The sequence below is a fragment of the Citrobacter sp. FP75 genome, assembly GCF_018342065.1.
In the GTDB taxonomy this organism is placed as follows: domain Bacteria; phylum Pseudomonadota; class Gammaproteobacteria; order Enterobacterales; family Enterobacteriaceae; genus Citrobacter.
Genome location: NZ_JAFDOE010000002.1, coordinates 209,216 through 227,362, shown reverse-complemented (window position 1 = coordinate 227,362; position 18,147 = coordinate 209,216). Strand labels below are relative to the sequence as shown.

Below are 18,147 nucleotides of genomic sequence, written 5' to 3'. Positions count from 1 at the left end.
GCCGTTATTAATTATGGCGGGGGTCTTCTGCAACTGGAACTCAGAGCCGCAAACCAGGCCACTATTCTCCGCCAGCGTGAGCCAGAAACTGCTGAGTTGTTAGATGATATCGCGCTGTACCTGCATGACGTTGCTGCTACCGGCCGCCTGGACATCTATAACCGGAAATATTCCCTATGATGAAGGTCTCTCCGCAGCCTGCCAAAACGACGTCTCCGCTAGTATTGTGGGGCACGTGCGCCTGCGCATTACTGTATATCCCTATTCTTACCTGGCCATGGTCAACATTACCCGGTGAGGGTCTGAACAGTACATTGAACCTGCTGGCCTGGCTGTGGTGCTCGTTACTGGCGCTGGCGCTGACATTCGTACTCATACGTCGAAAACTCAGAGCAGGAAGGACAGGTCGCTTCCTGCTCGTAGGCACCATCCTGATGAGCTTGCCCATCTTATGGACTGATGCAGATTTTGTGAGCAATGCGATACCTCGTTTGGCTGGCCTATGGTCGCTTGCAGGATTTTTCTTTCTCCTGCTCCAGCTTCCCGCCTCTGCCATGTGGCGGCAACGATTCTACCTTGTGTTATGTATCGCCGGACTCCTGCAAACGGTGATTGCCACACTGCAAATTGTGCTACCAGATAGTGCAGGTAGCTGGCTTCATTATGATTTCACCCTCTACCAGGGCCGTCCGGTCGGCACATTTTGGCAAGTAAACTTGCTGGGATCATTTTTAGCAACCACCTTGCTCGCTGCCATCCAACTCACTATGACAAGCAAGCAGACGCTGAATTTCCTGCTGGTTTCCCTGGTGCTTAGCGCCGGGCTGACGATGACAGAATCGCGCAGTGCGTTTCTGGGGGCTGGCGTGGGAGTGGTCATGCTGCTGATCCTCACCCCGGTCAGGCTGCGTATTCGTCTGTGCGTTATTGGCTCGATTCTGTTAGGAGTTATGCTGGGTCATGCCGGACTGTCATTGCGATCGGAAACACTACAAACCGCGCCCGGTGCCATCGCCGCACAGTACGATGAACGCCCGCAAGACACTGAAGCCCGACTGAAATGGAATAAACAGCACTCAAATACAGACCGTATCACCATGCTGAAAGGCTCTGCAGAAATGATCCAGACCTCACCGTTGCTGGGTTCAGGTTTAGGTTCATTTGAGCGGATATTTCCGCAAACGCTTTTTGAGCATCAGCAGCCCAACCCCTTCACCGTCACGGTCACGCACCCACATAACGAAATTCTGTATGTGTGGGCCGAGGGCGGCATTGTTGCTCTGACGGGGCTACTGTTGTGGTTTGCTGTAGGGTTAACCCCGTTTTGCCCGGTAAAATTCACGCCGTTAAACCGCCAGCGGATGATGCGAGCTTCGCTTATCGCACCGCTCATGGCGCATGTCATGAGCGAGTATCCACTGTATCTCAGCGCGGTCCATAGCATCACCTTGCTCATCCTGTTATGGCTTGCATTTCCCTCCCGTTATCGTCAGCCTTTTTCGCGACATGCGCTGCCCTGTGCCAGAGCGCTCTACCCTGCCTTGTTTTTTGCCGGTGGGCTGGGCGTGCTGTATACCCTCAGTGGGATGCATTCTGCATTTTATCTACGCAGCGCTGAAGAATTTAACCTCGAGGATCCTGCCCCCCTTGAGCGCATTGTTAATACAACGGCGCAAGCTGACAGATTGTTATTTGACTACGCAGTCAACGATCTTATGCAATTTAACCGCACGCACGATTACAGTTGGCTAACCTTATTTCAATCACAGGCCGGAGAATGGCTTACCCGTCATAACGATGCCAACCTTATCGCCACTATGATTCAAATCAACAAAATTGAACGTAATACAGTAAAAATTAAATACTGGAAAACCCGTGGATGTTTAAGTTTTCCGCGCGATCCGCGTTTTTCTTGCTCACTACTTAACATTAGCTCTTTGCCCGGTGAAACTCATGCCCAACAATAATAACAATAAGACAACAGGTATAACAATAAATAGACTCGGCGAGATGACCCGCGGATGGTTTGTCGGTAATTTTAATCCAGCCGCATATAAAACAGCGGACGTTGAAGTTGCCGTGCAACAATTTCCCGCAGGGTATATTGGCGAACTACACCACCATAAACTGGCAACTGAAGTCACATTACTTCTCAGTGGCAAAGCCATTATGGCCGGAGAAGTGTTAACTTCTGGTGACATTATTACGCTGGAACCGTGTATTTCATCTCGATTCGAAGCAGTGGAAAACTGTATTACGGTCGTCGTAAAAACCCCTGCCGTTCAAGGGGATAAATATTCTGACACTCCTCAAGTGGTATAATTTTATGCTAAACATCGTTATCCCAATGGCAGGCAATGGCAACCGATTTGTACAGGCCGGATTTACAACACCTAAACCTTTAATTTCGATCTCAGGTATTCCCATGATCGAGTTAGTCGTTAATAATCTCCGCCCATCCTGTCCTCATCGATTTATTTTTGTTTGCCAGCAAGCTCATCTTGAGAAGTATGATGTTGCTTCCCGACTGTATGAATTATCGCCTGACTGCAAAATAATCGGTTTGCCTGGTGTCACATCTGGTGCAGCCTGCTCTGTCCTAGCCGCCTCCCGCTGGATAGATAACGACACTCCTCTTATGATTGCCAATGCCGATCAATGGATAAACATTGATATCGACGCGTATTTAAGCGCCATGGACAGCTCTCAATTAGATGGAATGATGATGACTATGGAAGCGTCTGATGAAAAATGGTCCTACGCGTTATTTGACGAACAAGGATGGGTGCGTAAAGTCATTGAGAAAGAAGTCGTTTCGAATGAAGCCACAGTAGGTATTTATAATTATCGTCGCGGCAGTGACTTTTGCCGTCTGGCAAATAAAATGATTGCTCAGGATGACCGCAGTTGCGGTGAATTTTATGTTGCGCCCGTTTATACTGAAATGTATCAGTCTGGTCTGAAGCGTATCGGTGTTTATAATATTGGCCGTCCCGGAATCGAAATGCACGGTTTGGGAACCCCAGCGGATCTCTCTGCGTTTCTGGATTCTCCTTATTTAAACCTTGCCTTGACGAAAGCTGAGGCCGCGGCATGAACATCGTTGCCCGCAAACATCACAGCGTACTCCACCCACTATTTAAGAATCCATCCTGCTCGCCCTATGAGGAAAAGATTGTTTATGCCGATCCATCAAATAGCGCAGACACAATAATAAAGCGCATTAAATAAACAGTTATCCAACAACATCGCAAGTTTCCATTACATGATGGCGACAAGGTAAGGTTTAAGATGGATTCATTAAGTATTATATTCCAGGGCCCCACCAGGGAGTCCGGTATTATTTCAGCTGATGCCTGGAAATGTATAAAACGTACACGCACCCTGTTTCCAAAAGCAGAATTGATTGTCTCTACCTGGTACGACTCCCCCGAGAGCGATCGCCAACTTCAGGAACACCTGGCGGAAATTCAGGGGCAATTGGTTCTGAGTGACGATCCCGGTCCTTTGCGCGTACAGCATGAGGGCTATGAGCATCTGATCAATGTAAATCGCCTCAGAGTATCTGCCTCACAGGGTCTGGCGAAGGCCAGCAGACCTTACGCCATAAAATTACGTACCGACACCTGGCTCTACTCCCGTCGCCTGATTGGAATGTTGAAGCGCCACGTCCAGCACAGTGATGCCCTGAACCGTGATGAACGCTTCACGGTTTTTCGATCGCGGGTGATTAACGCGAATTTCTTTGCCCGCGACGCGCGCGGCAGTTTGCCTTACCTGTTTCATCCTGGCGATATCTTATTAGCGGGAAGAACCGAGGACGTCCGCGCCTATTTTGCGGCGCCTCCCGCGACAGAAGATCTCTTTTCACCTTGTGCCATCCCTGGAATATGGTGTGCCTGGCGCTTCGTCGCAGAACAATATTTTTGGGTAAACGCCATTATTCAGCAGCATGGGCAATGCGCTTTCGCAGGCAACACGCATCGTTCCGCAGAACTGGTGGCGCTATCTGAACAATATTATTTGGCCAATTTCCTGCCGTATTCGTTTCGCCAGCTTGGGCTACGCTGGCCAAAATACTGGCAGCGGTATCCTCTCCGCGGTTTATTTAGCGTGTATACCCAACGACGCTGGTTTCAATTGTACTGGCGCTATCAGGGCCAGCCCAAAAACCCAGGCGTAATCGGATACCTGGATAAGGTCTTTACCATGCTATGGAAAACAGGTTATTGCCTGCGACACAGGCTGTTGCGCCGCCCCTCTATCCGCAATCTGGTGATTAATCTGTTTTCATATCGTCGTTAAGGAACCAGAAATGCGTGGTTTTATTTCTTTGCCGCACAGCACATCAACATTGAGGGAACTGTGGCAAACCCGATATCTGATCGCAAGCCTTGTGCAGCGCGATTTGACTATTCGCTACCGCCAGACGTGGCTGGGATGGCTGTGGGCGGTCTTCAACCCATTAATACAACTGGGAATGTATTACACCGTATTTGGTCTTATTGCCCGACTTACCCCACCCGACTACACAGTGCCTTATACATGGGTGTTACTGAGTGGACTGGTGATATGGATGCTATTTTCCAGCACGCTGAATACGGTGGGTGAAACGCTGCTCAACAACTTGCATTTGATCAAAAAAATCTATTTTCCGCGTATCAGTTTAACGCTGGCGAGTCTTGCCACCAGCTTAATGGACTTCCTGCTGGCCCTTATTTGCCTGTGTTTGCTGCTTCCTCTCGGAGGGGTTTATTTCCCGCTGGCTCACCTGCCGCTGCTACTGGTCTGCGGCCTTTTTGCGGCACTCGTCGCCTGGGGGACAGGCTGCATCATCGCACTGGCAAGGGTACGTTTTCGCGACTTTCGCCATCTGACGCCACTGATTGTTCAGGGATGGTTCTACGCGACGCCTGTCGTCTGGACGCCGGGATTACTGCCTGAACGCTGGAAATGGCTTATGGCATGCAACCCTCTCTATGGCATCGTCGGCGCATTTCGTTATCTGCTGCTGGGTGGAACTGCGCCCTCAGCGCTGGCGCTTTTTAGCTCTGCCGGAATCAGCCTTATCATCGCAGCGGCAGGGTATGTCTGTTTTGTTCGCTTTGAATCAGCGGTGGCTGACCAACAATGATTACCTTTGAGCACGTAACCAAAAGCTATCCCGGACAAAACCTCTCCGGCAACACCCTGAGAACCGCCCTGCGTTTTCGTCGTCCTCCACGGGCACAGCCGTTTATCTCGCTCAATGATGTCTCCTTTTCATTGCCCGCAGGCGAGGCTTTAGGGGTCATCGGACACAATGGCGCAGGTAAATCTACGCTATTAAAACTGTTAACCAGAGTCACGAGGCCCACGTCGGGAAAAATTCGCGTGAACGGGTCAATGTCCTCTTTATTGGAAGTCGGCGCGGGTTTTCATCATGACCTTAGCGGTTGGGAGAATATCTCTCTGGCAAGTGCAATCCTCGGGATGTCCTCACGCCAGATGCGCCAACACCTGGAGGAGATTGTCACTTTCTCAGAGCTGGAAGCGCATCTCGATAAACCCGTGCGGACCTATTCATCAGGCATGTTTTTACGTCTGGCCTTTTCATTAGGTATCCATTTACCCAGCGATATTTTAGTGATTGACGAAGCGCTGGTCGTTGGCGATCAGACGTTTCAGGCGAAATGTCTGGCGAAAATAGCGGATTTCAAACAGCGGGGCGGCACGCTGGTGCTGGTCAGCCATGATTGCCAGCAATTATTAGCCACCTGCGATCGTGGGCTCGTACTGACTCAGGGTCATGTCCATTTTGATGGCGAAATACACCAGGCTATTGAACATTACAACCTTTTAACAGAGGAATAAAAATGGAAATTATTGCACACCGTGGGATCTGGCAATCCCATGATGCTCAAAATTCCCGGGAAGCGCTACGCAAGGCATTAATATCAGGATTAGGAATCGAAACTGACATCCGGGATTTAAACGGTGAACTGGTCATCAGTCACGATATGCCCATGGCTGGCGCGCTGCCTGTTACTGATTTTTTAGATGATTACATCGAGCTTGGGGCCACTTCCACGCTGGCTCTGAACATCAAATCCGACGGCATTGCGCTACTGCTTAAGCATTTACTCATTGAGCGGCGAATTACGAATTATTTCTGTTTTGATATGTCAGTCCCCGATATGTTTTCCTACATTCTTAACGGCATGCCCGTCGCCGCAAGGCTGAGTGAGTATGAACCGGAAGGCGTGTTGAGCAATGTCTCTCCTGTGCTCTGGGTCGATGGCTTCCATGATTTATCCATTGATGAAAACGCTTTTTCACGCTGGTTAGCAGAGAATAAAAAAATCTGCGTAGTTTCTCCCGAGCTTCATGGCAGAAGCCCTAACAGCATCTGGAAAAAACTATTAGCCTTACCAGGAATAACAAGCGGGAATGTTATGCTTTGTACTGATTACCCGCACAAAATTCACGAGATGATGTCATGACCACTCGCATTCGTGGAATTATTTTCGACATGGATGGCGTATTAATTGATGCCAGAGAGTGGCATTACCATGCTTTAAATCAAATACTTGAATTATTTGGCTTAAAGATAGACCGCGATTCACACCTGTTAGAATTCGATGGTTTACCAACTCGTGATAAACTTAATATTCTTCGGGAGCGATACGGACTCCCGGCTTCATTACATAGTTTTATTAATGAAATGAAGCAGAGATACACCATGCAGCATATTTATCAGCACTGCTGGCCAACATTTCAGCACCAATATGCGTTGGCAATGTTGAAAAACAAAGGTTATCACCTGGCTGTTGCATCCAATTCAATTCGTCAAAGTGTAGAAACGATGCTTGACCGAGCGCAATTATTACGTTACCTCGATTTCTTTCTTTCAAACGAGGATGTTTTGCGCGGAAAACCCGATCCCGAGATTTATCTTAAAGCCATCAGTAAACTGGAATTAACTCCCGCTGAATGCATCATTGTTGAAGACAATCCGCACGGTATTGCTGCAGCACACGCTGCCGGCGCGCATGTTTTACAAGTCGCCGATCCTTCCGAAGTGTGCTGGGAACGCATCCAGCAATTTATTATTCAGTGCGAGACCCCGTCATGAAGCCTGTTCTGTTAGCGGTGATGCCGTCGCCTCCCCTACGCCAATATAGCGGTTGGACCAATGTCTGGTGCAAACCCGCAGAAGATACAGCCGCAACCCCACTTGAAAAGGTTATTCATCTTCCTCCAGGGGAGCTTTCTCCACTCTGTAAAGGGTTGTTTGCCTGCGCTAATTTTCCTACGGAAACGGCAATATTACTGTGGAATGGTAGCCAGGAAATCAGTTTGCCTTTTTTTTCGTCACATCAAATCTGGGCCAGTCTGTCCTCACCCGACCTCGGGATGCTTTATTTCCCCACGATTTCACAATTTATTTACTGCACTGAAGAAGCTATTCGTTCACATAACCCGCAAAATGGGCCGTTAACCCTCCACGATGCCTGGAATCAGGCTTTATTGAATGGTTGGGCCGAAGAGTTGGATTTGACCTGGGGAAATCCATTACCGCTTGCAGGGGCCAGTCAGTAAAACACCATGAAACTGACAACAGGGAACACCGGATATCTGCATCACGCGGGAGCAATTTCCGTACCGTTTATCTGGCCCTGCTTACATTTCTCTTATAATAAAAGGAGGTTCTTGGTTACAGAATTATTGTTCAATGCAAACACTGATGTTGCCATCATGTTTTTTTCCACCGAAATGGCACAACTACGAATGCAGGTACGTATATTTACACTACGGGGAACAAAAAATACTAATTATCGGAATTCCCACCTCCTGTTGATCCAGTTTATCGGCTGGCATCAACTTATGGTTACTGCATTCATGCTCTTTATTTATATAGTTTTTCAGGAGGCAAGGAATTATGCCGAATAATATTCAAACAATGGCTTTTGACTCATCTTTTGCTAAACAGAAAAAAGACGTAATAATTCTGGCCCCAGATCCTTATGGCAAGCAGGGATTATTAACACTGCTACAAGAAGAAGATAGCATTGGGATTTCTCCCCTCGTCGTAAGCACGCCCCTCAGCGTGACGCAAACATGTTCATCACAGACAGGGGCGGTCATTTATCAGCTTCACGATGGCACCGCTCTCACCGGAACACTGCGCAGTATCTTGCTGATCGCTTCACGTTGGCCGCATATCCCACAGATTATCCTGTCTGACCGGTTACGAGGTGTTTATCAATGGTTTTCCATGGATTACCCGCAGGTGCAGTTATGGGACCCACGAATGCCCATTCCCCATCTTCGCTGCTTACTGAGACAAATTTTTAGCGAGATTACCGGGGATAAGCAGCAAGCTTCACAGAATCACAGAATTGACCCTGAGCGTGAACACCATCTGGAAATTCTAACCTTTCGCCAGCGTAATATTATTCAGTTGCTTGCTAAAGGTTATAGTTTTAAAGAAATTGCTACCCAGCTGCACATGCAACCACAGACGGTACGTTCGCACCATTATCAGGCCCTACGCAGATTAGGCATCTCGCACAGCGCGGATATGCATTCGCTGTATCAAATAATGGATGAACTGATTGCGCTGGCGACGATTAACGCAGCATCTCCCGAAGCGACCCTTGCGGTGACGGACGTATTATTAGGCATTGGTATGGACAATAAAATGGCACAGTAAAAATATTTATTTTAGGGGAAAGAAACCCCCTTTTAAATAATCAAAGAGATGAATAAGATAAATTATCCATCTCTTTTTAACCTCAAAAAAACAAGTTATTTGTCAAGAATCCTAAAAAGGCATTAAAATGATAAAAACAGTCAACATAGGGAGTAGAAAACCTGTAGCCTTGTTGCCAATATCATAAGTTTATGAGATTGGATAAATGAAAAATTTTCTGGTAAGGGTTAATCTTTTTTTTATCGCCCTTAGTTTCTCACTTTTTATGTTTCCTCCGCTTGTTTTTTCAGTGGGGATTGGCCAAGTGCCGATGCCAACATCATGTGGTACTGGAGGCCAAGATGTGCAACTTTCAAATAATACCTGTATAGTCAGTTATACTGGTAGTAAAAATGGTATCATGTTATATGGCACAGGTGCAAAATTTGAAGCTGTTGCACCTCTGACAAACTATATTACGGGCTTAATGTACGGCGCATACCCCCCTTATACAGGTGATTTTCGTACACGAACATTTGTCTGTCCAATGCAGAGTGCCGCCAGATGCACAATGGCAAAATCTTCCGGTGCCATTATTTCCTCTAAGACAGCGTTTTTTGATTCGAGTAACCCTCTATCAATAGGAAATTCCACGGTCCCAGATTTTGGTGGTTCCGGTCAATATTTCGATCCCGGCACCTCATTTTCTATATGCGTCACTATTGTCGATCCACAAAATCATGACTGGAGAGACCCAACCGACAATATGTTCTGCAGTGACGCTACCGTGATGCCTTCAAAACCCGCCACCTGCTATATGAATTATGACGGTTCAGATCTGGATGTCGACCTTGGCTCTCTTGAACGCGGCATGATAGCTACCCAGCCGTTAACAACCACTCCGACGACTAAACAGGTGCAAGTACTCTGCACAGCAAATGCTGGCGTTAACCTGACAATGGAATTTCAATACACGCCGCTGTCAATAAACGGTGTGGACACCGTCGGCACGTCAACGCCGGGACTCGGCGTTGCCGTAATTTATCAAGGAAAAGTAGTTAGCCCAACCGACAAATTTCAGCTCGCCTATACCGTTGGATATAACCAGCTGGATCTTGATTTTGAAGCGATACGTGATCCAAGTATCAATGTTGGAAATATCGCCGCAGGTCCATTTACCGGTTCCAATTTGGTCGTCGTGATGACTGAGCAATAATATATAGAGTTTGTGAGAGATAGTTCAAAATGAACAATACTATTTCAAAATGGCTATGTACACTGTTGTGCTTATTGCTGACAGGCGTCACTTATGCCGGCTTACGAAAGCCAGGCGATCAATTCAAAATGAAAGTCAATATCTCCGGCATAGTGACAGTGACCGGGCAATGTACCTTTGACCAGGGCGGAACGCTGCTGGTTGAATATAACGATTTGCTGTATTCCAGCCTGACCGGGAATAACACCCTGGTCTCAACATCGCTCAAAAAACCGCTGGTGGGGAAATTAACCTGTCTCGGTGATTCAGCCGGTAACCCGCAGCTGAATTTAAGTTCGACCAACGGAACCAGCGTTTCCTGGCAGGGGAATACTCTGCTACCGGTAATCATTGATGCCACCAGCAAACAAAGCACCTCTCTGGCGATAAAACTGCTGGTGGATGGTGTCGCGCAGGATGTGAATACCTGGTTTGGCGTTGACCTGCGTAAGCAGCCGACGCTGGAAGCTGAACTGGTGCAAATGACCGACGGTACTGACTTTGTCAACGGCAGCACCATCAGTTCGCTGGCTACGTTAACCATGGCATTTAATTAGGAATGAATAAGATGGCCTTTTTTTATTCTGTGCGGCGTCTCATCGCTACGCTGATTTTTATTCTTATACCGACTATTTCAATAGCGGCACAAAAAGGTGACAGCGTTCAGTTCAGTTTCAGTGGCAAGCTGCTGGCACTAACCCCTTGCAACATCAGTAATAATCAACCTGTTGACGTCCATTTCAATAATGTCGCCATTATTAAAATCGATACCGGACAATTCGTTCTGCCCATTAACTACATATTAAATTGCGCAGGCGCTAACTCCGCCAGCACCGTGTACATGATGTTCAAAGCAACGCCAAGCGGATTTGATCAATATGCCATGGATACTAACGTCACCGGGTTAGCCGTTAAGATCCTCAAAGATGGCGCGCCTATGCCGCTCAATCAACGTATCATTCTCTCCAACCCACTGGCACAGCCCAAACTGGAGGCGAAACTGATAAAGGATCCCACCGTGACGTTGGCGGAAGCCCCTTTTAGCACCTCCGGCACGCTGATAGCAGAATACTTGTAAGAGTACCGATATATACGAAGTGTAGATCGAAATAGGTTATGGTTACCGGGAAGAACTTGTCAGGTGGGAAATATCACGTGATACGCCAACCTACATCGCTGCCGCTCCATGTGGACGTCGCCATCCACAGATGGAAACGTCCGTTAGCGTTTTATTCGATAGTCAGCTCACACGAGTTCTTTGAGCTGCTCCTGCATATAGGTTGAAAAATACTCTGGGTTCTTGATAAGGATACGGTTACCGGAAGCAACTTTCTCTGCCCATCCGGCGACTTTTTTCGTGAACTCGGGATTCCATCCCTCCTGCTCACCTCGTGCCGTCACATCTGCTGCGCTCACTGGCACACCTAAGTCATGCAAATATTTTAAAATTCCCTTGGCCGTACTTTCATCCATGGAATGGGGTACTGACGCCGATGTGTTCATACCACCAATAAAATCCAATGCTTTCTCAATTGCTGTTGGCATGCTCTTATCCTTAAAATTAACCGCGTAATAAACACCTTTATACTATGTACCCAAGTCAGCCGGGATATCAAAGAGAACGTTACCTTTATTTGATTTATGCCGCAGCCAAACGCTTGCGGTGGTGGTTTTCTGCGCTATTTTTCCGTCTCCCCGGCTAAAACCAGCCCGGTCGCCACCGCATTACGCGGCCCTTCTGTTCCGCGAATATTGCCCTGACCGGCAACAACGCCGTAATGCGCCAACGCGTCGGTGATCATCTGCGGGATTTCAAAATCCAGCGATGAACCGCCCACCAGCACCACAAAAGAGATATCGCGAATAGACCCACCGAGTGAGACCTGACGCAACGCGCGCAGGCAGTTGGTTACAAAGACCTTCTCTTTTGCCTGTCGACGCACCAGGCGAATTTTTTCCAGCGAGGTCTGGTTGTCTACCGGGATCAGCTCGCCCGCTTTCAGATACACCACTTTGGCAAACACTGATGGGCTGAGCGGTTCACGAAAGAATTCCACCGCACCGTTCTCGTGGCGAATGCTGAACAGGCTCTCCACTTTCGCCAGCGGGTATTTTTTTATCTCCTCCGCCAGAAAAGGATCGCTTAAGCCCAACTCCGTTTTGATAAGCAGACTGACCATGTTCCCTGCGCCAGCCAGATGTACCGCCCTGACTGTACCATCGCTATTGATAATCGCGGCATCGGTGGATCCTGCCCCTAAGTCGAGGATCGCCAGGGGCGCTGCACAGCCGGGCGTCGTCAACGCCCCGGCTACGGCCATGTTGGCTTCCACACCGCCCACTTCAACAGACGTATTCAGACGCTCGCTCAGTTCACTGGCGATCGCCTGCATCTGTAGCCGATCGGATTTCACCATCGCCGCGATGCCAACGGCATTTTCCATCGAATATTCCCCGGCGATCCCGCCCTGGACTTTGCGGGGAATAAACGTATCGACCGCCAGCAGATCCTGAATATGCACCGAATTCATATCGTGCCCACTCAGCGAGGCCATCACCTTACGCACGCGCTCCAGCATGCCGCCCGCGTGAGTACCGGCCTCACCGCGAATATCGCGGACCGGTGCACAGGCGTTCATCGCCTGCATAATCGCCTGCGCCCCTTGCGCTACGTCAGCTTCCCCGCCGCGCTTTTCGCCGCTGATAAAGATCTTGCCCGCCGGGATCACCCTTGAGCGCACATCGCCCTTCGGAGTCTTCAGCACCACGGCGGAGCGGTTGCCGATCAGCGCTCTGGCGATGGGGACGATAGTTTGCGTTTCCTCCGGCGTCAGGGCAAAGAAAGTGGCGATACCGTAAGGATTCGACAGCACCCGTACCACCTGCCCCGTTGCTGCGACTTCCACCGCCGCCTGCACGCCTTGCGGAACCTTCTCCAGCAGCGTGACTTCATCGATCACCGGCATCGTTCTGCGCAGGCGATTATTGACCAGTACGCCATCGTCTTTTTTCAGGATCGCCGCCACCACGTTGACGCCGCGATCCAGCGCCTCATTGATAAGCCAAACCGCCTCGAGAAAATCCATCTCCGCGCCCACCAGCGGGATCCAGCCCTGCGCAAACCGATCGTTGCTCAACAACGCCAGTTTTTCCACGGCGATCGTAGTCCCCATCCCCACACCAACGCCGCCGGGCGTTTGCGGGTTATGACCAATCATTGTCGATTCTGTAATGATGGTTTCGGTGATGGTTTCCATCGCCACATCACCAATCACCGGCGCGGCCTCGTTGATGCAGATTTTCGCCACATCCTGCAGCGACCACGATGTTTTTTCCAGCGCTTGCTGTAAGGAGGATATCACCCCGGCAATGTTATCCCGCGTGCCCTTCATGCCCGTGGTAGCGACAATCCCGCTGGCGACAAACCGGCCATCCTGCGCCAGCGCCACTTCCGTGGTGGCGTTGCCGATATCAATCCCTGCAATTAACGGCATACCGCCTCCGTCACTGGCTGCCTTTACGCAGCTTGTTTCTCTGCTGGTACACTTCTGCCGACTCGCGGACAAACCCGGCGTTCACCGTGGCATGCCAGGTGTGTTCCAGTTCATCAGCAATGGCCAGTAACTCCGCGAACGATGAGCGAAACGGACGCAGCGCGTTGTAGATCTCCAGAATGCGGGTATCCGGGATAGCGATAAGCTCCGCCGCGCGGCGGAAATTACGCGCTACGGCATGACGCTGCATCTGCTCGGCAATCTGCGCCTGATACTCCAGCGTTTGCTGAGAAATACGCACATCCTGCGGCCCCACGCGTCCCGCCAACACATTCTCAAGGGTAATGTCGGTTAACGGCTTCCCGGTGGGAGTAAGGATTTTCTCCGGGCAGCGGGTCGCTAACGGATAATCCTGCGCGGTCATGATGTTGTCGTTCATGTTCATTCCCTTACGAGTGCAATGTGCAGGGTGACAGGCGCAGCATCCTGCACCACATGTTTGGTTTCTTTGATATGAAACAGCGCGGCCTTGGCCATAAATTTCGGGCGCACCATCTGGTCATTGACCACCGGCACCGGCGAGGGCGACTCTTTGCGCGCATAACGCGCGGCGTTTTTACCTATCTGGCGATAGGTTTCCAGCGTCAGCAGCGGGGCCTGAGAAAAAAGCTCCAGGTTGCTCAGCGGCAGCAAATCGCGCTGATGAATCACCGTGGTTCCTTTCGACTGAATACCAATACCAATGCCGGAGCCGCTGAGGTTCGCCGCATCCCACGCCATAAAAGAGACATCCGATGTGCGCAGAATTCTGACCACCCGCGCATGCAGCCCCTCTTCTTCAATCCCGGCCACCAGTTCTTTCAGGATCGCTTTGTGCGGCATATCAATCAGGGTCTTATGCTGATATTTATCAAAAGCTGGCCCGACGCCAATCACCACTTCATCCGCGCGGTCGTCCGCTTTTGCCACCTCGCCCTCGCTCACCTGCAAGGTGAAAACCGGCTTACGTTCAGTTGTACATTCCACCGTGTACCGCCTTATTCAATGGCGCTGGGCTGAACCACGCCCGCGATATTTTTAATTTCCGCCCAGCGTTCGGCAGAAATGCGATAGCCGGTGCCGGGTCCCTGATAATCATTGATGTCGTTAACGGCGCTGACCACCTCGAACTGGCGATCCAGAATGGCCGACGTTTGCAGATAATCACCGGTCACACGCTGCTTCAGCATGTTGAGAATATTGCTGGCAATATCTTCAAAACCGCTGGAATTCAGCGCGGCAACAATATCCAGCCCGGTAATATTGCGCTTCATCATCTCTTCCACGGCGGCCAGATCCTCCACCACATTGCGCGCGGGCATATCTTTGCTGCCGTGGGCATAGGTGGCGGCCTCAACTTCCTCATCGCTAATCAGCGGCAGGCCCAGCTCGCGGAACACTGCCTGAATGGCGCGCGCGGCCTTATTGCGAATGGCGATGGTTTCCTCTTCCGTTACCGGACGCAGACCGCCGTCAACCATCAGGTCACGTTGTAGAATGTTGTAATCATCGAAGTCCTCAGCATCGAAGTTCGACCCGGCAAACATGTTGTCGTAGTTAGGTACCGCGCTATAGCCGGAAAAGATAAAGTCGGTACCGGGCAGCATCTGCATCAGGGTGCGGGCGGTACGACGAATATCGGAGTGTGAAAAGGTCTGGTCATTCGCTGAGGCCACTTCGAGGTCAAGCATCGAGGCAATCAGATTTTCCGCCAGCACCGCGCGGATCCCCGACGGCACTGCACCGGTCATGCCGATGCAGCTAACCGCGCCGTTTTGTAACCCCTGAACGCCCGCGCCCTTGGTAATAAAAATGCAGCGCGACTCCAGGTACAGCATCGATTTACTTTCGGAATAGCCCATCAGCGCCTCCGAACCGGTGCCGGAGGTGTAGCGCATCTTCAGGCCACGAGAAGCATAGGCCGAAGCGAGAAACGCTTTGGACCACGGCGTATCATCACCGTCGGTAAACACCGACTCCGTGCCGTATACCGATACCGTTTCGGCGTAGCTGGTTAAGCCGCGCATCCCCAGTTCCAGTTCGGTGGCTTCTTCAACGGAACATTGGGTGAGCACGCCGGGGCGACCGCACTGGGATCCGACCAGCAGCGCCAGCGCGTTAAACGGCGCATAACGGGCGATACCTACGGTAGTTTCTTGTTCAGAAAAACCGCGGATCCCCGCTTCGGCGGCGTCGGCGGCAATTTGCACCGGGTTATCTTTCAGGTTGGTGACGTGGCACTGGTTAGAGGGCGTGCGTCTGGCCCGCATTTTTTGCAGCGCCATCATCATTTCCACCACGTTCATTTTCGCCATCACCTCCACCGCTTTCGCCGGGGTGATGGCTGTGGTTATGGCAATAATATCTTCCCGACTGACGTGGATATCCACCAGCATTCTGGCGATCTCCAGCGCGTCGAGCTGCATTGCCCGTTCGGTTTTCGCCACGTTAATCGCGTAGTCAGCGATAAAACGGTCGATCATGTCGAACTGTGCGCGGTCTTTACCATCCAGTTCGATAATACGGCCATTTTCCACCTTCACCGACGACGCTGGATCGTAGGGACTTTCCATGGCGATCAGCCCCTCTTCCGGCCATTCGCCAATCAACCCATCCTGATTGACAGGTCGCTTCGCAAGGACTTCAAATCGTTTTGATCTTCTCATAGCGCATTGACTCAAAAAGTAAATAATAGGGACGCCGGGCCGTATTACCGGGGACACAACACCCGGTATTCGCCTTTCATCAGCAATAGTCGAACTCTAAATGAGCAGGCCAATAAAAAAATAAAATTAATTACGTTCCAGTTTGGCACGTAATTAAAACGCATCGTTTCATATTGAAACGCACATAGAGAATATCTCCAGTGAACTGTGACGAGGTTAAATGATCATTATCAATAAACGCCAAAGGAAGGTTACTAACTTACTGCTTTAGAATTTTTAAGAGTATTGACTTAATAATGTGCCGCGCGAGAATAAAGAAAAGCCAATGATAAAAAATAGCTGTCACGCGATATTTTTCGTGACCTCAGCCCTACAAATTTGACAGGAGATACAGTGAATAAGAGCCAACCCATTGCCACCATTACGCTGGCAGCCGCAAAGAAAATGGCAACCGCCGTCGAGGCTAAAGCCCTTGAAATCAACGTTCCGGTAGTCTTTTCCGTGGTGGATCACGGTGGAAACACATTGCTGATACAGCGCATGGACGACGCGTTTGTCACCAGCTGCGATATTTCTCTTAATAAAGCGTATACCGCCTGCTGCCTGCGACAGGGCACTCATGAAATTACCGATGCGGTACAGCCTGGCGCTTCGCTATATGGGTTGCAGCTAACCAATCAGCAACGCATTATTATTTTCGGCGGTGGTCTTCCGGTTATATTAAATGGAAAAATAATCGGTGCCGTCGGCGTGAGCGGCGGTACCGTTGAACAGGACAAGTTATTAGCTGAAAGCGCACTGAATTGCTTCTCTGAATTATAAAACAAACTTAAGAAGGTATAATATGAGTTATCGAATGTTTGATTATCTGGTACCAAATGTTAACTTTTTTGGCCCCAATGCTATTTCCGTGGTTGGCGAGCGCTGCAAACTGTTGGGCGGTAAAAAAGCGCTGCTGGTGACTGATAAAGGCCTGCGGGCAATTAAAGACGGCGCGGTAGATAAAACCCTCGCCCACCTGCGTGAAGCCGGTATTGACGTGGTGGTGTTTGACGGCGTAGAACCAAACCCCAAAGACACCAACGTGCGCGACGGCCTGGAAGTCTTTCGTAAAGAGCAGTGCGATATTATCGTTACCGTCGGCGGCGGCAGCCCGCATGACTGCGGTAAAGGCATTGGTATCGCAGCCACTCACGAAGGCGATCTCTACAGCTATGCCGGGATTGAAACCCTGACCAACCCGCTGCCGCCGATTGTTGCGGTCAACACCACCGCCGGCACCGCCAGCGAAGTCACCCGCCACTGCGTGCTGACCAACACCAAAACCAAAGTGAAGTTTGTAATTGTCAGCTGGCGCAACCTGCCGTCGGTATCGATTAACGATCCATTGTTGATGCTGGGTAAACCTGCTCCGCTGACCGCTGCCACCGGGATGGATGCCCTGACCCACGCCGTGGAGGCCTATATTTCCAAAGATGCCAACCCGGTCACTGACGCCGCCGCAATCCAGGCTATCCGCCTGATCGCCCGTAACTTACGCCAGGCCGTCGCGCTGGGCAGCAACCTGAAAGCCCGTGAGAACATGGCTTACGCTTCGCTGCTGGCAGGCATGGCCTTTAATAACGCCAACCTCGGCTACGTTCACGCCATGGCGCACCAGCTTGGTGGCCTGTACGACATGCCACACGGCGTGGCGAATGCCGTACTGCTACCACACGTGGCGCGTTATAACCTGATCGCTAACCCGGAAAAATTTGCCGACATCGCGGAGTTTATGGGTGAGAACACAGACGGACTCTCCACTATGGATGCTGCCGAACTGGCGATTCACGCCATTGCTCGCCTCTCTGCCGATATCGGTATTCCGCAGCATCTGCGCGATTTGGGCGTCAAAGAAGCCGATTTCCCTTATATGGCAGAAATGGCGCTGAAAGACGGCAATGCATTCTCGAACCCGCGTAAAGGTAACGAGAAAGAAATTGCCGAGATCTTCCGTCAGGCATTCTGATAACACAGGGG

The 18,147-nt window shown here is 50.3% G+C and carries 20 protein-coding genes; 15 read left to right on the top strand and 5 right to left on the bottom strand.

What is annotated here, in order from left to right; translation table 11 throughout:
• Positions 1 to 176: 176 nt before the first annotated feature.
• The 13 genes from JQ822_RS08735 (at position 177) to JQ822_RS08675 (ending at position 11,007) form a co-directional block, all read left to right on the top strand.
• Positions 177 to 1,967, top strand: coding sequence for a PglL family O-oligosaccharyltransferase (locus tag JQ822_RS08735; protein WP_213133151.1), 1,791 nt, complete (start codon positions 177 to 179; stop codon positions 1,965 to 1,967).
• The gene (locus tag JQ822_RS08730; protein ID WP_213133150.1) at positions 1,954 to 2,322 is read left to right on the top strand and encodes a hypothetical protein; all 369 of its coding nucleotides are present in this window, start codon (positions 1,954 to 1,956) and stop codon (positions 2,320 to 2,322) included. Before JQ822_RS08735 ends, JQ822_RS08730 begins: the two co-directional genes overlap by 14 nt.
• 4 nt (positions 2,323 to 2,326) lie before the next feature.
• Positions 2,327 to 3,097 carry a glycosyltransferase family 2 protein gene (locus JQ822_RS08725; RefSeq protein WP_213133149.1) on the top strand — a complete coding sequence of 257 codons (771 nt, stop codon included), beginning with the start codon at positions 2,327 to 2,329 and terminating at the stop codon, positions 3,095 to 3,097.
• 194 nt (positions 3,098 to 3,291) lie between these two features.
• Positions 3,292 to 4,305, top strand: coding sequence for a WavE lipopolysaccharide synthesis family protein (locus JQ822_RS08720; protein WP_213133148.1), 1,014 nt, complete (start codon positions 3,292 to 3,294; stop codon positions 4,303 to 4,305).
• A gap of 10 nt (positions 4,306 to 4,315) precedes the next feature.
• Positions 4,316 to 5,134 (top strand): ABC transporter permease, encoded by an 819-nt coding sequence (locus JQ822_RS08715; protein ID WP_213133147.1) that lies wholly within the window; start codon positions 4,316 to 4,318, stop codon positions 5,132 to 5,134.
• Positions 5,131 to 5,853 carry an ABC transporter ATP-binding protein gene (locus tag JQ822_RS08710; RefSeq protein ID WP_213133146.1) on the top strand — a complete coding sequence of 241 codons (723 nt, stop codon included), beginning with the start codon at positions 5,131 to 5,133 and terminating at the stop codon, positions 5,851 to 5,853. Before JQ822_RS08715 ends, JQ822_RS08710 begins: the two co-directional genes overlap by 4 nt.
• 2 nt (positions 5,854 to 5,855) lie before the next feature.
• A complete protein-coding gene (locus tag JQ822_RS08705) occupies positions 5,856 to 6,482 on the top strand; it encodes a hypothetical protein (protein ID WP_213133145.1) in 627 nt (208 codons plus the stop codon).
• The gene (locus JQ822_RS08700; RefSeq protein WP_213133144.1) at positions 6,479 to 7,114 is read left to right on the top strand and encodes an HAD family hydrolase; all 636 of its coding nucleotides are present in this window, start codon (positions 6,479 to 6,481) and stop codon (positions 7,112 to 7,114) included. Before JQ822_RS08705 ends, JQ822_RS08700 begins: the two co-directional genes overlap by 4 nt.
• Positions 7,111 to 7,581, top strand: coding sequence for a hypothetical protein (locus tag JQ822_RS08695; protein WP_213133143.1), 471 nt, complete (start codon positions 7,111 to 7,113; stop codon positions 7,579 to 7,581). The genes JQ822_RS08700 and JQ822_RS08695 overlap by 4 nt, the downstream gene beginning before the upstream one ends.
• Positions 7,582 to 7,921: 340 nt before the next feature.
• Positions 7,922 to 8,695: a helix-turn-helix transcriptional regulator gene (locus JQ822_RS08690; RefSeq protein ID WP_213133142.1), complete on the top strand. Its 774-nt coding sequence runs from the start codon at positions 7,922 to 7,924 to the stop codon at positions 8,693 to 8,695.
• A 205-nt stretch (positions 8,696 to 8,900) separates the two neighbouring features.
• Positions 8,901 to 9,890 carry a hypothetical protein gene (locus tag JQ822_RS08685; RefSeq protein ID WP_213133141.1) on the top strand — a complete coding sequence of 330 codons (990 nt, stop codon included), beginning with the start codon at positions 8,901 to 8,903 and terminating at the stop codon, positions 9,888 to 9,890.
• 128 nt (positions 9,891 to 10,018) lie between these two features.
• Positions 10,019 to 10,486, top strand: a complete 468-nt coding sequence (locus JQ822_RS08680) for a hypothetical protein (RefSeq protein ID WP_213133140.1) — start codon at positions 10,019 to 10,021, stop codon at positions 10,484 to 10,486.
• 11 nt (positions 10,487 to 10,497) lie between these two features.
• A complete protein-coding gene (locus JQ822_RS08675; protein WP_213133139.1) occupies positions 10,498 to 11,007 on the top strand; it encodes a fimbrial protein in 510 nt (169 codons plus the stop codon).
• 167 nt (positions 11,008 to 11,174) lie between these two features.
• On the opposite strand, the gene JQ822_RS08670 is transcribed toward JQ822_RS08675, so the two are convergent.
• From JQ822_RS08670 to JQ822_RS08650, 5 genes are all read right to left on the bottom strand, one after another.
• Entirely contained in the window at positions 11,175 to 11,474 is a 300-nt protein-coding gene (locus JQ822_RS08670; RefSeq protein ID WP_213133138.1) for a DUF1889 family protein, read from the bottom strand.
• 134 nt (positions 11,475 to 11,608) lie between these two features.
• A complete protein-coding gene (locus JQ822_RS08665; RefSeq protein ID WP_213133137.1) occupies positions 11,609 to 13,423 on the bottom strand; it encodes a diol dehydratase reactivase subunit alpha in 1,815 nt (604 codons plus the stop codon).
• A gap of 10 nt (positions 13,424 to 13,433) precedes the next feature.
• On the bottom strand, positions 13,434 to 13,862 hold the full coding sequence (locus JQ822_RS08660; protein ID WP_213133136.1) for a glycerol dehydratase small subunit DhaB3: 429 nt from the start codon (positions 13,860 to 13,862) through the stop codon (positions 13,434 to 13,436).
• Positions 13,863 to 13,864: 2 nt separating this feature from the next.
• On the bottom strand, positions 13,865 to 14,449 hold the full coding sequence (locus tag JQ822_RS08655) for a propanediol/glycerol family dehydratase medium subunit (protein WP_213133135.1): 585 nt from the start codon (positions 14,447 to 14,449) through the stop codon (positions 13,865 to 13,867).
• An 11-nt stretch (positions 14,450 to 14,460) separates the two neighbouring features.
• On the bottom strand, positions 14,461 to 16,128 hold the full coding sequence (locus JQ822_RS08650; RefSeq protein WP_213133134.1) for a propanediol/glycerol family dehydratase large subunit: 1,668 nt from the start codon (positions 16,126 to 16,128) through the stop codon (positions 14,461 to 14,463).
• A gap of 393 nt (positions 16,129 to 16,521) precedes the next feature.
• On the opposite strand from JQ822_RS08650, the gene JQ822_RS08645 reads away from it, so the two are divergent.
• Both JQ822_RS08645 and dhaT read left to right on the top strand, forming a co-directional pair.
• Entirely contained in the window at positions 16,522 to 16,950 is a 429-nt protein-coding gene (locus JQ822_RS08645) for a GlcG/HbpS family heme-binding protein (RefSeq protein WP_213133133.1), read from the top strand.
• Positions 16,951 to 16,972: 22 nt separating this feature from the next.
• A complete protein-coding gene (gene dhaT / locus JQ822_RS08640; protein ID WP_106875574.1) occupies positions 16,973 to 18,136 on the top strand; it encodes a 1,3-propanediol dehydrogenase in 1,164 nt (387 codons plus the stop codon).
• Positions 18,137 to 18,147 lie beyond the last annotated feature (11 nt).

Bases quoted from the DNA above. Each gene is read 5' to 3' on its own strand.
- JQ822_RS08735 (WP_213133151.1), top strand. From the start codon at position 177: ATGATGAAGGTCTCTCCGCAGCCTGCCAAAACGACGTCTCCGCTAGTA.
- JQ822_RS08730 (WP_213133150.1), top strand. From the start codon at position 1,954: ATGCCCAACAATAATAACAATAAGACAACAGGTATAACAATAAATAGA.
- JQ822_RS08725 (WP_213133149.1), top strand. From the start codon at position 2,327: ATGCTAAACATCGTTATCCCAATGGCAGGCAATGGCAACCGATTTGTA.
- JQ822_RS08720 (WP_213133148.1), top strand. From the start codon at position 3,292: ATGGATTCATTAAGTATTATATTCCAGGGCCCCACCAGGGAGTCCGGT.
- JQ822_RS08715 (WP_213133147.1), top strand. From the start codon at position 4,316: ATGCGTGGTTTTATTTCTTTGCCGCACAGCACATCAACATTGAGGGAA.
- JQ822_RS08710 (WP_213133146.1), top strand. From the start codon at position 5,131: ATGATTACCTTTGAGCACGTAACCAAAAGCTATCCCGGACAAAACCTC.
- JQ822_RS08705 (WP_213133145.1), top strand. From the start codon at position 5,856: ATGGAAATTATTGCACACCGTGGGATCTGGCAATCCCATGATGCTCAA.
- JQ822_RS08700 (WP_213133144.1), top strand. From the start codon at position 6,479: ATGACCACTCGCATTCGTGGAATTATTTTCGACATGGATGGCGTATTA.
- JQ822_RS08695 (WP_213133143.1), top strand. From the start codon at position 7,111: ATGAAGCCTGTTCTGTTAGCGGTGATGCCGTCGCCTCCCCTACGCCAA.
- JQ822_RS08690 (WP_213133142.1), top strand. From the start codon at position 7,922: ATGCCGAATAATATTCAAACAATGGCTTTTGACTCATCTTTTGCTAAA.
- JQ822_RS08685 (WP_213133141.1), top strand. From the start codon at position 8,901: ATGAAAAATTTTCTGGTAAGGGTTAATCTTTTTTTTATCGCCCTTAGT.
- JQ822_RS08680 (WP_213133140.1), top strand. From the start codon at position 10,019: ATGAAAGTCAATATCTCCGGCATAGTGACAGTGACCGGGCAATGTACC.
- JQ822_RS08675 (WP_213133139.1), top strand. From the start codon at position 10,498: ATGGCCTTTTTTTATTCTGTGCGGCGTCTCATCGCTACGCTGATTTTT.
- JQ822_RS08670 (WP_213133138.1), bottom strand. From the start codon at position 11,474: ATGCCAACAGCAATTGAGAAAGCATTGGATTTTATTGGTGGTATGAAC.
- JQ822_RS08665 (WP_213133137.1), bottom strand. From the start codon at position 13,423: ATGCCGTTAATTGCAGGGATTGATATCGGCAACGCCACCACGGAAGTG.
- JQ822_RS08660 (WP_213133136.1), bottom strand. From the start codon at position 13,862: ATGAACGACAACATCATGACCGCGCAGGATTATCCGTTAGCGACCCGC.
- JQ822_RS08650 (WP_213133134.1), bottom strand. From the start codon at position 16,128: ATGAGAAGATCAAAACGATTTGAAGTCCTTGCGAAGCGACCTGTCAAT.
- dhaT (WP_106875574.1), top strand. From the start codon at position 16,973: ATGAGTTATCGAATGTTTGATTATCTGGTACCAAATGTTAACTTTTTT.